Source organism: Streptomyces anatolicus (assembly GCF_019400875.1).
GTDB lineage: Bacteria > Actinomycetota > Actinomycetes > Streptomycetales > Streptomycetaceae > Streptomyces > Streptomyces anatolicus.
Genome location: NZ_WMBF01000184.1, coordinates 1 through 12178, shown reverse-complemented (window position 1 = coordinate 12178; position 12178 = coordinate 1). Strand labels below are relative to the sequence as shown.

Sequence of the window (12178 nt, the reverse complement as noted above, 5' to 3'; positions counted from 1 at the left end):
CTGGGGTGGTGGGGCCGGCCTGCGTGGCTGCGGTGACGTACGCGACAAGGCGCTGATGACCCGGCACGTCCTCGCGCACCACGACCACGGCCTCGCCGACGGCGCCCGCGCCCGCCCGGCGCAACGCCGCCTCGATCTCGCCCGGCTCGATCCGGAAGCCACGTATCTTGACCTGCCGGTCCAAGCGGCCCAGGAACTCCAGCTCACCCTCGGCGGTCCACCGCACCCGGTCCCCCGTGCGGTACAGACGCGCTCCCGGCGTTCCGAAGGGATCGGCGACGAACCGCGCCGCCGTGAGACCGGGCCGGCCCAGGTAGCCGCGCGCCACCGCCTCACCGCCCACGAACAACTCGCCGTCCGCGCCGGGCCGCACGGGCCGCATCGCGGCGTCAAGGACGTACACCCGGGTGTGCGGCAGAGCGCCGCCGATCGTCGGCGTACCGCTGCCCGCGGTGAGCGGCCCGGTCCAGGTCGCGACGATGGTGGTCTCGGTCGGACCATATGAGTTGATCATCCGGCGGTCCGGCGCCCAGCGGTCCACGAGCTCGGCCGAGCACGCCTCGGCGCCCACGATCAGCGTGCGCAGGTGGCGGGCGGTGCCCCGCCCCGGATCGGGCAGCGAGGCCAGCGCGGCGGGCGGGATGAGGGCGTGGGTGATGCGGTGCTCGTCCAGAACGGCGGCGAGTTCGTCGCCCAGCCAGGGCCCATGCGGCGGTACGACGAGCGTGGCACCCGACAGGACGGAGATGAACAGTTCCAGTACGGAGGCGTCGAAGCTCGGCGACGAGAACTGGAGCACCCGGTCGCCGGGCCCCACCGCGTACCGTTCGGCGGCGGCCGCCGTGAAGCCGCCGATGCCGCGGTGGGTCACCGTGACGCCCTTGGGGGTGCCGGTGGAACCGGAGGTGTAGATGACGTAGGCCGCGTGGTCGGCGTCGACGCCGACCGGCTGTCCCGCTGCGCCTTCCGGGTCTTCGGCGCCCAGGAGTTCACCCACCCGGCGCGGATCGTCGAGGGTGAGCGCGGGCGCGGCGTCGGCCAGCATCAGCGCCCGGCGCTCGGCGGGATAGGAGGGGTCCACGGGCAGGAAGGCCGCGCCCGCCCGGGCGACGGCCAGCTCGGCCGCGATCAGCTCCATGGAGCGCGGCAGCACCAGGGCCACCACCCGGTCCGGCCCCGCCCCCCGGCCTATCAGGTGCCCGGCCAACCGGTCGGTACGGTCGGCCAGTTCACGGTAGGTCCAGGTCCGCCGGCCGTCGGTGAGCGCCGGTGCGTCAGGTGTCCGTGCCACCCAGGTGGCGAACAGCTCGCCGAGCGTCGGGTACGCCGGAGCCGCCGCGTTCTCCGGCGTGTTCGCGGCGGGGCCGCCCTGCGACAGGGAGGACGCCGGTGCGGGCTTGTCGTGCAGGTCCGTCATGGGTGAAGTCCTTCTGGAGAGCGGGGCGATGCGGCGCGGGCCACGCGACCGATCCGGGCCTCGCCTCGTGGGCGGTGCGCAGGATCGGACGTGACACACCGGGCGTGCGCGGCGGTGCGGCGGTGCGGCGGTGCGAGATGGTGACCTGGTGCGGAGCGGGTGGCATACGGCAGATGGTGCGGTGGCCGAGGGGCGCGGACCGTTGCCCGAGGGGCGTGGGCCGCTGCCGGAGCCGTAGCTCCGACGAACGACTCACCGGTCCAGGCGGCGAGTCACCCCGGGCAAGGGACCGCCGGGTGAGCCAGAGCATGCGGTGACCGCGACAGCAGGGCCCAGAGATCCGGGGCCCACAGCGAGGCGGCTACGCGCATCGACCCGAGGCCCCCGAGGCCCCCGGAACCGACGAGGCACCCACCCGGCCCAGGGCGGCGATGACCGTGGCTCAGCCGTCGTCGGTGCGCCGCGCGGTCCGCCCGGATATCTGCACCCGGTCGATCGTGCCGGTGGCCGGATCCCGGTGGAACCGGCCCCCGGGTTCGAGACGTCCGGTGGCCGGATCGCGCAGATCGCAGGAGAGGTCGGCGTAGCAGACGAGCGGAAGGGACAGGTCCCCGTCGATGGACAGGGCCGGCGTACCGTCCGGTCCGGGCGCGACGCGGTAGGTCGTGGTGCCGTTGCGGTAGGTGCCCGCACAGCCGGGCAGGGCGACGGGAAGGCCCCGGTCCGCGGCATGCGCGTCGACGGGCACCCGGATGCCGGTGAGCCGGGCCAGGTCCTCGGCGAGGTCGCGCCAGAGTGCGGTGGCGCCACCGGCGTTGCCCGTGAAGGCCACCACGACCCCGCTCTCCGGGTCGGCCCGCAGATGGCAGGAGGTGCCCTGCGCGTTGCCGTCGTGGCCGCACCACACCCGGCCGTCCCGCTGGTACAGGGCGAGTCCGGCGCCCCAGCCGTCGGCGAGCGCCCCCGGGTCGGCGGCGGTCTCGGCCCGGCGCATCTCCTTGACGACGGCGGGCGGCAGCAGATCCGAGCGGCCGGTGAGCGCGTTGCCGAACACGGCCAGGTCCAGGGCGCTCGCGAGCAGCGCGCCGACCGGCGCCTCCAGCGGCGCCAGGTTCTGCCGGGCGGCGACGGCCTGCCCGGTGGCGGTGTTGACGGCGTGCCCTGCGGCCACGGGACGTACGTGCACGGCGTCGGCGACGAACGCGGGCAGAACGCCGAGGGGTTCGAGAAGCAGCGCCCGCACCGCCTCGGTCCACGGCATGCCGGTGACCCTCTCCACCAGCCGTCCGGCGGCGACGTAGCCGGCGTTGGAGTAGGAGAAGTCGGTCCCGGGCGTGAACAGCAGATCGCGGGAGGCGCAGACGGCCCTGAGGTAGCGCGCTGGGGCGGTCGCGGCGGCGGTGTCGGAGTCGGGCCCTGTGGGCAAACCACTGGTGTGGCTGAGAAGTTGACGTACCGTCACCGTTGGCGTGCCGACCATTTCGGCCAGGTGCTCGGCGGCCGGCTCGTCCAGGTCGAGGTCGCCGTCGTCGGCCAGGAGCATGACGAGCGCGGCGGTGAAGGGCTTGGTCAGAGATCCCAGCGGAACCGCGGTGTCCGCGGTGAAGGGAGCGCCGGTGGTGACGTCGGCGGTACCGGTGTGTACGGCGACGACGTCTCTGCCGGTGTCCAGGACCAACTGGGCGCCGGGCACCCGGTGGGTGCGGGCCAGTTCATCGAGACGGTCTCGCAGCTCACGACTGAGTGACTCATGGCTCGGCGGGGACGGCGCCCGGAAGGCGACCGGAGCGGTGGCGGGGATGGTGTAGGGCATGAGAAGAGGACTCCCGTTGGGTGGGTCTCATGTGCGGGTGTGCCGATCCAGCCCGGAAAGAGCGGTTCCGGGCCGACCGGGGCGCTTGCGTGCGCCGGGGCTACGGTCTGCCGACCTCTACGGGCAGATGTCGTACGCCGATGAGGACGGCCGGGTTCTGGTAGACGATGTCCTCATAAGAGGGGATCACCAGCTTGCGGAATCGTTCATGCAACATGTGAAGAGCGATCCGCGCTTCCAGCCTGGCCAGCGGCGCGCCGAAACAGAAGTGGATGCCGTGCCCGAAGGTCAAGTGGGGGTTGGGACTCCGGGTCGCGTCGAAGACGTCGGGGGCGGTGAAACGGGCGGGATCCCGGTTGGCGGCGCCGAGATGGGCCATCAGCATCGTGTCGGCCGGGATCTCGTGGCCGCCGAGGACCACGGGCCGGGTGACCCTGCGGCCCAGTTCGGGGAAGGGCGGCAGCCAGCGCAGGACCTCCTCGACGGCGGCCGGGACGCGCGTGGGGTCGGCGCGCAGCGCGGCATCCGTGTCGGGGTGCCCGTCGAAGGTGACGATCGCGTTGCCGAGCAGCGCGGTCGTGGTGATGTGACCGGCCACGAGCAGCAGGGCCACGAAGCCGACCATCTCCTGGTCGCCGAGGCGGACACCGTCCACCTCGGCGGCGATGAGTCTGCTGGTGAGGTCGTCACCGGGGTCGGCGCGGCGGGCGCGGATGTGCTCCAGCATGTAGCCGTTCATCTCGCGCACGGTGGGGGCGATGGCCTCCAGCGCCCGCTCCAGGTCGGCCATCTCGGGCGCCTCGCCGAGCTGGTCGCCGCCGAAGAGGACGCTCGCCCACTCCTGGAAGAGCCGGTGCTCCTCCGCGGGGATGCCGAGCAGTTCGGCGATCACGATGATCGGCAAGGGGTAGGCCAGCGCGTCGACCAGATCGAAGCGGTCGCGGTCGGCCACGGCGTCGAGGAGCCGGGCGCAGACCGCCTCGATGCGGGGCTCAAGTCCTTGTACGACGCGCGGGGTGAACGCCTGGCTCACCAGTGTGCGGAGCTTGCGGTGCTCCGGCGGGTCCATGCCTACGAAGTTGCCCTGAGTGAAGGTCTCGAAGTCGGACTGGGTGGGCGCGAGGGCGGACAGCTCCGAGGAGTACGTCGCCGGGTCGGCGAGGACGGCGGAGACGGTCTCGTGGTCAAGCACCTGCCAGACGCGCTGGGTCTCGTCGTAGCGCACCGGCCCGGTCGCGTGTAAGCCCCGCCAGCGGTCGGGTAACTCCTCCAAGAGGGGCCGCTCGCCCGTCGGTTGCTTGCTTATCACCTTGTCTCCCTTGCTAGCGGCTTGCGCGTGCGGGCACGGTGGAGTCACGCGCACAGGGGTGGGGTGGAACGGCGGGCCGGGGCTGACCAGTTGGGGCAGCTTCGGGCACGGCTGTGTCGCTGTCGCCCGGACCTGAGGAGGAACGGCACGCGCCCCGCGGGGCCTTCGTGCGCCGGGGCGGCCGGTCGGCGTCAGTCCGACGCCAAGGCGGGCTCCCGGCCCTCAACACATGCCGTGCGGGATGCCGCGGCGGCTGCACGGCCGGTTACGGCCCCGCAGTCGGCCCAGTCGTGCGGCGCGCCAACCCGACATAACCCATCCCCCTCGGCGATACCTCCCGCGCACCTATACGCGGGACCCTCCCGGTTCCTGGACGGACAGCGGACCCCCCAGGCCCGGCCGTTCGAAAACGAGTTTGAGAGTACGCAATCACAGCGCGTCCTGTGCCGCGATTGGCATGCTGCGCCCCCTCGGAAACCTTCGTTTCGATGGAACTCGGCCACAGTCTTCACGGCGAGTCACCTGCAAGCAACCCCCTGAGGTTGAACGGAGAGTGCTCCGCCGGTGCTTTTGCGTCACCGCTCAGCCACTTCGACCGGCCGACCGCGCATCACGGCCGACCGCCGAATACCGCACCGCAGCGTGTGCCCAGGGCCCTCATCCGCAAACCGGACTGTGCCGAAAAGAACGCGGCCAGTGCGTGGACGGGCATGCTGAACGCCGCCGGACCGGCCCCCATGAAGCTCCGTCGCGCCATCGGCATCTTGGCCGAGATCTCCCCTGATCTGGGGTAATGATTTGGCCAGCGGACGTTCCGAACCTCGCCGACGGGACGGTGGCGTAACACGCCGTGGCCGCTTCCGCTCCGCGACCGACGCGCACCGGTCGAGTACGCGCCACCGCCCCAACTCCCGCCCGCGCCACGCCCGGAGCGGGCACCGACCCCCTCCCCGCGTACAGATTCGGCCAATTGGCGTGCGCCTGCGCAACCGGCCGACGGGGGTACTGGTCTAGGACCGGCCAAGGCCGACGCGCGACACCCGCACCGCGCTGTGCGCCCCGCGCGCCCCGCCGAGCCCGCGCACGGCCACCCGCCGCGAAGGCGGGGGACTCACCGCAGGCCAGGGCCGCTGCCCACCACTTCGACGCGGCTTCGCGTCAACACGCCCGGCAAGGAACACCGTCGCGGGAAGCACCGACGACGGGACGATGGACATCATCGGATTCGGCCCGCAGGGCGTCGTCGTCGCGTCGGCGCCTGGCGGGTCGACCATCACTTGAGAACCCGAAAGCCCGGCGAGGACGTCGGCTGCATCTGCCCCTGCGTGGGCTTGGAGAGGATACGGCCCCATCCCCCACCGACCCGGAAACGATCGAGAGGCAGCACCTCCGCTCCGCCGCTTGTCGAGAAGACGATGTAGAGCTGGTCGGCAGCGTAAGAGAAGTTCCGGAGCGCCTGGAGGTGAGCTGGCGTAAGGGGCTGGCGCTCAAAGACGGGGGTGTCGTCGAAGACCCCGGGCCGGAGAGGGTTCTGCTGCCGCTGGAGACCCGCTTCATCGGCGGCAGCCTCGGAGCCTCCCGGCTCGCACACGAGGCTGCTAGAGGCTCCGCCACCCCTGGGGGAACCAGGCGGACCACTACCTCAGAACGGCACGGCCAGCCCGGCCTCGCGCAGTCGGAGCAGAGCTATGCCCATGCACTCGGCGACCGAGGCCCCGTCCGCTCTCATCCCGCCGTCCAGCGGGCCACCGGAAGCGGCGAATGTCCACGCCGGCTGACCGTCGCGCATGCGCTCCGCGTCGACCCGGATCATGGCAGCGACCCCCTGCTCGCCAAGCCACTCCAAGATGGACAGCGTCACGTCCTCGACGCCGCTGTCCAGGTCCACCTTGGGCCGCCGCCCCATCCCCTTGGCCATGGCCACAACCCTAGAACAAGCCAAGAAAGTTGCTCACTGCGGCTGAGGTCCCAGGCCCGCGTTGCGGGCCCGGACGATCGCCGCGGCGCGGTCGTGGACCTGGAGCTTGGAGAAGATGGCTCCGACGTGATTGCGCACTGTCTTGTCCACGACGCAGAGCCGCTGCGCGATCTGCCGGTAGCTGAGGCCGACCGCGAGCAGATCGAGGATCTCGCGTTCTCGGGCCGTGAGCGTCGGAAACGCCTCCCTCGCCGGTGTGCTGCCGCAAGCAGCGAAAAGCGCGCTCAGCCGCTCGGCCATCTGCGGGCTGAAGACCGCGCCGCCCCGCGCGACCGTGTGCAGGGCGTGCAGGACGTCCTCACGCAGAGCCCCCTTCAGGAGATAGCCGTGAGCACCGGCACGCATCGCCGCCAGAAGGTTGTCGTCGTCCTCGGACATCGTCATCACCATGATGCGCATGTGCGGGTGGGCGATGAGCATTTGGCGTGTGGTCTCGATGCCGGAGAGGCCGGGCAGGCCGAGATCCATGACCACCAGGTCGGGAGCGGTGCGTGCGGCTTCGGTGAGTGCTTCTTCGCCGCTGGCCGCCTCCGCGACCACGGTGAAGTGGTCGTCCAGGTCGATCGCGGCCACGAGCCCTTCCCGGAACAGGGGGTGGTCGTCCACCAGCAGTACTCGCCGGGGCTGTGCCGCTGCCGCTGCCGCATGCTCCTGCTCGGCTGTTTCGTCCTGGGCGCTCATGGCCCTCCTCGTTCTCGGCCCTGCCGGGTGAGGGGCAAGGTGGCGTGCACGGCGGTGCCATGAGGGCCCGTGCGTACGCCGGTTGTCCCGCCGATCTCCTCGGCCCGCTCTGTGAACGAGGCGAGGCCCGTACCCGGCACGCCCCCGCCCCGCAGACCGTTGCCGTCGTCACTGACCTCGACGGTCAGCGAGGTGGGTGTGACGCTCAGACCGACTCGTACGCGGCGGGCCCCGGAATGGCGCACGGCGTTGGTCATCGCCTCGGCGGCGATGCGGTAGGCGGCCGTCTCCACCGCGGGTGCCAGCGCGGGCACGGTCGTCGCGGAGTCGGCCACGACGACCCGTACCACCTCGGTACTCAACCGGTGCGCCAGGATCCGGATCGCTTCGAGGAGGCCACGCTCCACCAGGACGGCCGGTGTCAGTCCTGCGGTGATGCGGCGTACTTCGGTCAGTGCCTCACTGAGCCCTTCGGCGGCTGCCCGCAGATGCACCGGCGCCGCCGACTGCGACCCGACGCACGCCTGCGCGGTGCCCAACCTCATCTGCACGGCGGCAAGTTGGGGGCCGAGACCGTCATGGATCTCGCGGCGCAGCCGACGGCGTTCCTCTTCGCGGGCGAGTACGAGGCTTTCCCGGGCGGCCTGGGTCTCCTCGACCAGTCGCAGCGCCGCGAGGGCGGGCGCCGCCTGATCCGCCAGCAGGGACAGCAGGTCACTGTCCCTCTCCACGGGCGTGCTCGTGCCGTCGCGCGCCACTTCCAGGCGCCCCACCACCTGGCCGTGGTGGCGAAGGGTGAAAACCTGCTTGGGTTCGTTGACCGGCACTCCGACCGCGCCGAGCCGACGTACACCTGACCGGGTGTCGACCTCGACCGCTGCCCCGGAGACGCCCAGGTCCTCCACCGCGCTGCGGCAGATCTGCTCCGGTACGTCCCAGGGGTCGGGGGCCTCCTGCAGCCGCGTCACCAGTCTTCTCATGGCGTGGTGGGGCCGGGTTCTCGAACCGTAGAAGAAGCGCTCGACCCGGAGAGACGACAGCACCAGCACGGGCCGGGTGCCCCAGCCGATCAGTAGCGCGCAGCCCGCGACGGTCAACGACGTCGTACTGCGTACGGCCGGAAGAGCTGCCCAGATGGCCAAGGCCGCGCTCGCCGCGGCGGTGCCGAAGAGGGTGAGGACGAACGCCACGGACAATCGGTGGACGGTCGCACGTTCCAGCCGCCAGACATCGCTTCTGGCCACGGTCAGGCAGATGACGGCGACCCAGACCGTGCCTCCCGCGGCACGGGCGGCCATGGTCCAGCGTTCCCCCCACCCTCCGCCGAGCAGCAGGGACACACAGGCGGCGTAGGCGACGGCGAGCAGCAGCCAGCGACGGCGCTCCGCCGCGTCGTTCCCCGACAGTGCGCAATGGGCCACGATCGCCGTCACGGCGAGCGCCACCGCACCACTCACCCAGTCCACCAACTGGCTGACGGGGCCCAGGTGTTGAAGGGCCCACTCCGCCGTCGCGGTCCCCGCCCACGGGCTGAAGAAGGGCGGCGCCCCCGGCACGCCGAGGAACCAGAGAGCCCCGTAACCGGCGTGGACGGCGGCGGCCGGCGCGATCACATACCACCGGCACCGTCGCACGGAGCGTTCGCGCAGGAAACACACGGGAAAGACGAGGACGCTCAGAGGGTGGCCTGCGAGCGCGACGGCCGCGAGCGCAAGCACCGTCGCATCCACCGGCGCCGACCAGTCGCCGATGAGGGCGAGCAGGTCGGACACCGTACGCGGCACGACAAGCACGGCCCCCGCGGCCAGCAGCAGCGCCCCCATCCGCCGGCCGGAACGATCGGCGAGGAGCAGCACGCCGATCACCCACACCGGAAGCCCCACCGCCCACCGTATGGCCTCAGCGAGGGTCTGCGGCCGGGAGTAGTGGACAGCGCGCCACTGCTCCCCGGCCATGGACAGCACCGTCAGTTTCAGCGCCAGTACTGCCACCAGCAGCCCCAGCGCCATTCCGGCCACCCGTGCCACCGGCTTGGGGCGCGGGTGGCCGGCGGCTGCGGCCGGTCCCGGCCTCAAGATACCCACAGGCCCCACGGCTCTGGTCCGTCCCAGGAGGGCAGGCACCTGTAGTGCGCCCACTTGCCCTTGCGTTTGCCCTGCGCTCCCGCGCCGAGGCACCCCGACTTGGAGTGGTAGTGAGCGACCAGCCTCTCTTCGGCGGCGGCCGCGGGCGCGGGCCCGGCCTGGGCGGGGGCTGCCGAGACGGCGGTCATGGCAACGATGACGCCCAGCACAGCAGCGTGCGGCCTCACGGAATTCCAGATCATCACGCTCGTTCCTCCTCCTTCACCGGCGGTACGCGTGTGCGTTCCGCATGAGGATGAACGACTGGTCGGCCGTTGTGTTGCACGTGTCGGCCCGCAGGGGCGGCGCGTGTGGCGGACCTTGTTCAGCGTCCGGCCTTCACGACGATGACGGAACGGAAGGGAACGAGGGAGGCGTTGCTCTCTCCGACCGGTTCGCCGTCCGCGACCACCCACGCGTGTGCGCGGAAGGGCTCCGCGCACACCCCTGTGTGCCAGTCCGGCCATGTCCCGCCGACACGGCACAGAAGGGCTGTGGCGATGGACCGGGGCAGGCACCACGGGCCGGCGCAGCGCACACTGGCGGCGACCACCGCTCTGCGGGCACGCAGCGCCTGCTCATGCCCCGCGGGACGGGCCCGGGCGCTGATGAAGCGCAAGACCCGCCGTAGGCCGCCGGGCGTGAGACGGGCGAGACCGAACGCCACGGCGACCGCGCACCGTGCGGTGATCCGGAGAGCGAAGGGCGGGCGCTCGGACACCTCGGTGGTGACCAGGCCACTCATGAGATCACCAGGCCGGGCTCGAGCAGGCCGGCTTCGTGCAGGCCGTCGATCATGGCCTGTACGTCGCGCAGTGCCCGCTCGTACGCCGTGGGATCGCCGGGGCACAGGGCAGCCGCGGCGGTCTTGGCCGTCCCGCCGTCGAGCAGGCACCGCAGCACCCGCGCCCCGGCGTCGTTGGCCTGCCAGTACCGGCCGGTCTTCTCGTTCAGGAGCACCGCGCCGTGCTCGGTCTCGGTGTGAGTGACATGAGGGTGAAGGGAGCAGCGCATCAGATTTCCTCGCGGTGGGGTGAGAGGGACGCGGTGGTGCCACTCCGGTCGTCCCGGTACGGGGATCGGAGCCAGAGTTCGCAGGCCAGCGTCGAGTCGAAGGCCATGAAAGGGCTGGTGTCGGGGTGCAGGCCGAGCAGCAGTCCCCTCAGTGCCGCGCGGTCGACCAGCCCCATCTCCACGAGCACGGACTCCTCGCACAGTTCGAGCAGGTCGGCCCGGTGCCGACGCAGGCCGCCGTACAGCTCACCGCTGTAGTCGCCCTTGGTCGCGCGGCCTTGCGCGTACGCCGGAAGGACGTCCCGCATGGCGGTCGCGAGCACCGGTTTGTAGCGCCCGGCCGCGATCCGGTCCTCCAGCCGGACCGACATCGCGGCCTCGACGACGCGGTCGTCGAGGTATGGGGCTTCGTAGGAGAGGCCGTGACGTGCGGTGAAGCGGGAGGCCCGACGTGTCATCTCACCGCAGAGCCGAGCGACGCTCAGCATGTCGTGCTGCACCGGCAGCGGGGCGAGCGGGTCCGGCTCCTCGTCCGCCGCCGCGCGGATGAGGGTGCGTACGGTGTCGACCGCTCGGGGCGTTGCCCACACCGGCATTGCGGGCCGGCTCTCCCACCCCGGCGCCGTCGCCCGCTTCCTCGGCCGCGGGGCGAGGAGGTCGGCGGAGGAGCGGAGCCAGTGGGCGTAGGTGCCGCCGGACAGGAGGTAGCCGATGGTGGCGGGCGTCGTCCAGCGGTTCATGCTCCTGACGACCCGCACCTGCCGCATCGCTCGGAGAGGGTGTGCGCGGGCCAGCGCGTGCGCACCTGTGGCACGGCCGTGGAACAGCTCGTCCCCTCCGATGCCCTGAAGGTGCGCTGTCGAACCCAGCGCGGCCATCGTCCGAGCAAGATGATCCAGTTTCGCGCGGGTCCGGATGAGGGGGAAAGGTCCCTCCACGTCCTCGTCGGTGGTCAGACACCCGGCATACCAGGCCGGTGCCGCGTCGGAGTGCTCTTTGACATGCCGTGCGTCAGGCAGGTCGGCCGCGCACCGAGCGGCCCAGACGCCGTCGTCGTTCGAAGGATCCAAGGGCACGTGGTGGTAGGTGACCAGCCGGGCGGCTCGTGGTGCGGCGAGGAAGCACAGACTGGTGGAGTCCATGCCGCCGGAGAGATCGGCGCTCACCGTAGCGGAGTGGGCGGTCCGCGTCCCGACTGCCGCCTCCAGCGCCCGGCGCAGTGTGTCGGCGCCTTGGGCCAACGGAACGCTCGGTTCGGGTGGCGTCCACCAACGGACAGGCCGCGCACCGCTGTTGGCGGGCATCAGCAGGTAGTGGCCCAGCGGCACGGAGGTGACCCCGCGCCACAGGCAGGCCTGGGACAAGGGATGCGGCGCGGCGGGAGACAGGAGGCGAAGTGCCACGACTTCCTCATCGATGCCGGCCTCGGTGAGCGCGGCCACACTCTGCGGCCGGTCGGCGGCCACCGCCACCCCGCCCACGGATCCGTAGAAGACCTGGCAGACCGTGGTGAGGCTGCCCTGTGCCCTGACCTGGCCATCGATGGAGGCGAGCAGGTGGAAGCAACCGTGCGAGGAGCGGCTAAACGAGTCGACGTCGGTCACTGAGCGCATCGCCGCGAGCTTGCGGGCGAGCTCCGGCTCGCCGATGCGGGTCCGCCCGAGCAGGACCACCGCGTTGGGGCCGGCGGACGCGGAGGTGAGCTCTTCGTCCCGCCAACTCCCGATGATCCAGGGTCTGCCCGAGGGGTGCCTGACCATCTTGTCCCCGGCCCTGTGCGGCGACAGAGCGAGCACGGCGGCGGCAGCGGGGTGGTCCGGGAGAACGATGAATTCCATGGGGT

The 12178-nt window shown here is 71.7% G+C and carries 10 protein-coding genes; all 10 read right to left on the bottom strand.

What is annotated here, in order from left to right; translation table 11 throughout:
• A partial coding sequence (locus GKQ77_RS17835) for an amino acid adenylation domain-containing protein (protein WP_219689779.1) occupies positions 1 to 1417 on the bottom strand: 1417 nt, incomplete at its 3' end.
• Positions 1418 to 1859: 442 nt separating this feature from the next.
• On the bottom strand, positions 1860 to 3230 hold the full coding sequence (locus GKQ77_RS17830) for a serine hydrolase domain-containing protein (protein WP_219689777.1): 1371 nt from the start codon (positions 3228 to 3230) through the stop codon (positions 1860 to 1862).
• 100 nt (positions 3231 to 3330) lie between these two features.
• Positions 3331 to 4539 (bottom strand): cytochrome P450, encoded by a 1209-nt coding sequence (locus GKQ77_RS17825; protein ID WP_219689776.1) that lies wholly within the window; start codon positions 4537 to 4539, stop codon positions 3331 to 3333.
• A 1642-nt stretch (positions 4540 to 6181) separates the two neighbouring features.
• On the bottom strand, positions 6182 to 6457 hold the full coding sequence (locus GKQ77_RS17820; RefSeq protein ID WP_219689775.1) for a hypothetical protein: 276 nt from the start codon (positions 6455 to 6457) through the stop codon (positions 6182 to 6184).
• 33 nt (positions 6458 to 6490) lie between these two features.
• Positions 6491 to 7198: a response regulator gene (locus tag GKQ77_RS17815; RefSeq protein WP_258021489.1), complete on the bottom strand. Its 708-nt coding sequence runs from the start codon at positions 7196 to 7198 to the stop codon at positions 6491 to 6493.
• Positions 7195 to 9207 carry a sensor histidine kinase gene (locus GKQ77_RS17810; RefSeq protein WP_219689773.1) on the bottom strand — a complete coding sequence of 671 codons (2013 nt, stop codon included), beginning with the start codon at positions 9205 to 9207 and terminating at the stop codon, positions 7195 to 7197. Before GKQ77_RS17810 ends, GKQ77_RS17815 begins: the two co-directional genes overlap by 4 nt.
• 62 nt (positions 9208 to 9269) lie before the next feature.
• A complete protein-coding gene (locus tag GKQ77_RS17805) occupies positions 9270 to 9524 on the bottom strand; it encodes a hypothetical protein (RefSeq protein ID WP_219689772.1) in 255 nt (84 codons plus the stop codon).
• 122 nt (positions 9525 to 9646) lie between these two features.
• The gene (locus GKQ77_RS17800) at positions 9647 to 10066 is read right to left on the bottom strand and encodes a lasso peptide biosynthesis B2 protein (RefSeq protein ID WP_219689771.1); all 420 of its coding nucleotides are present in this window, start codon (positions 10064 to 10066) and stop codon (positions 9647 to 9649) included.
• Positions 10063 to 10335, bottom strand: a complete 273-nt coding sequence (locus tag GKQ77_RS17795) for a lasso peptide biosynthesis PqqD family chaperone (RefSeq protein ID WP_219689770.1) — start codon at positions 10333 to 10335, stop codon at positions 10063 to 10065. The genes GKQ77_RS17800 and GKQ77_RS17795 overlap by 4 nt, the downstream gene beginning before the upstream one ends.
• The coding region (locus GKQ77_RS17790; RefSeq protein WP_219689769.1) for an asparagine synthase-related protein at positions 10335 to 12178 on the bottom strand (1844 nt) is incomplete at its 5' end. The genes GKQ77_RS17795 and GKQ77_RS17790, both read right to left, overlap by 1 nt.

Bases quoted from the DNA above. Each gene is read 5' to 3' on its own strand.
- GKQ77_RS17805 (WP_219689772.1), bottom strand. From the start codon at position 9,524: ATGATCTGGAATTCCGTGAGGCCGCACGCTGCTGTGCTGGGCGTCATC.
- GKQ77_RS17800 (WP_219689771.1), bottom strand. From the start codon at position 10,066: ATGAGTGGCCTGGTCACCACCGAGGTGTCCGAGCGCCCGCCCTTCGCT.
- GKQ77_RS17815 (WP_258021489.1), bottom strand. From the start codon at position 7,198: ATGAGCGCCCAGGACGAAACAGCCGAGCAGGAGCATGCGGCAGCGGCA.
- GKQ77_RS17810 (WP_219689773.1), bottom strand. From the start codon at position 9,207: ATGGCGCTGGGGCTGCTGGTGGCAGTACTGGCGCTGAAACTGACGGTG.
- GKQ77_RS17820 (WP_219689775.1), bottom strand. From the start codon at position 6,457: ATGGCCAAGGGGATGGGGCGGCGGCCCAAGGTGGACCTGGACAGCGGC.
- GKQ77_RS17795 (WP_219689770.1), bottom strand. From the start codon at position 10,335: ATGCGCTGCTCCCTTCACCCTCATGTCACTCACACCGAGACCGAGCAC.
- GKQ77_RS17830 (WP_219689777.1), bottom strand. From the start codon at position 3,230: ATGCCCTACACCATCCCCGCCACCGCTCCGGTCGCCTTCCGGGCGCCG.